The organism is Blastococcus sp. CCUG 61487, from assembly GCF_005222955.1.
Classification (GTDB): Bacteria; Actinomycetota; Actinomycetes; order Mycobacteriales; family Geodermatophilaceae; genus Blastococcus.
In genome coordinates this window covers 1,673-2,496 of record NZ_LWUA01000120.1, presented here as the reverse complement: position 1 = coordinate 2,496, position 824 = coordinate 1,673, and the positions used below count along the sequence as shown (strand labels likewise).

At 73.8% G+C, this 824-nt stretch carries 1 protein-coding gene and 1 pseudogene; both read left to right on the top strand.

The features are described 5' to 3' along the window. Positions 1-237 (top strand): annotated as a pseudogene (locus A6V29_RS08200) (hypothetical protein); the annotation flags it as partial. Positions 238-316: 79 nt separating this feature from the next. Beyond that, positions 317-824 (top strand): hypothetical protein (locus A6V29_RS08195; RefSeq protein WP_137159856.1); only part of this gene is annotated, 508 nt, incomplete at its 3' end.

The following is an 824-nucleotide window of genomic DNA, read 5'->3' as shown; positions in this document are numbered from 1 at the left end:
CCGGAGATCCTGCGCGGCGGGGCGTGGATCGGGGTCCTGGAGCGCGCGGCGATCGCCGTCACCCTGCTCGCCGGCTGGCCCGAGGGGCTCGCCGTCGTCTTCGCCGTGAAGGGCCTGGGCCGCTTCTCCGAGCTGCGCACCGCGTCGGCGGCCGCCGAGCGGTTCATCGTGGGCACGCTGGCCAGCGCGCTGTGGGCCGCCGCCGGCGTGGGTGTCGCCGTCCTGGTGCGCGGTTGACCGCACCACCGACGGGGCAGTGGGGAGGCGGTTCCCCGACGCGGCCGCAGCGGCCGCGCGTCCGTTCCCAGGAGGCGCAGTGACCGACTCGTCCACCGGAGGTGCCCTGCGCAGTCCCGACCTGCTCGCCGTCTACTGCAACGACCACCTGGCCGCCGCGACCGGCGGCATCGAGCTGGTCAGCCGGATGATCGGCCGCTGGCGGGGGACGCCCTACGAGCAGCCGCTGGAGCAGTTGCTCGACGAGCTGCGCGAGGAGCGGTCGGGGCTGCGCACCACGATGGCCGCGCTCGGCTTCCCGGTCCGCCAGTACAAGCAGCTGGGCACGTGGGTGGGGGAGAAGCTCAGCCGGGTCAAGCTCAACGGGCGGCTGTTCTCCCGGTCGCCGCTGAGCGACCTCATCGAGTTCGAGTTCATCAGCACCGCCGTCCTGGCCAAGCGGGCCGGCTTCGAGACCCTCCGGGCGGTCGGCGAGTCAGATCGCCGGGTCGACGCCGCCCTGCTCGACAGGCTCATCGACCAGGCCGACGAGCAGCACAAGTGGCTGGCCGAAGCGCGCCGGGAGGTCGCCGCGAGCATCTTCGGCG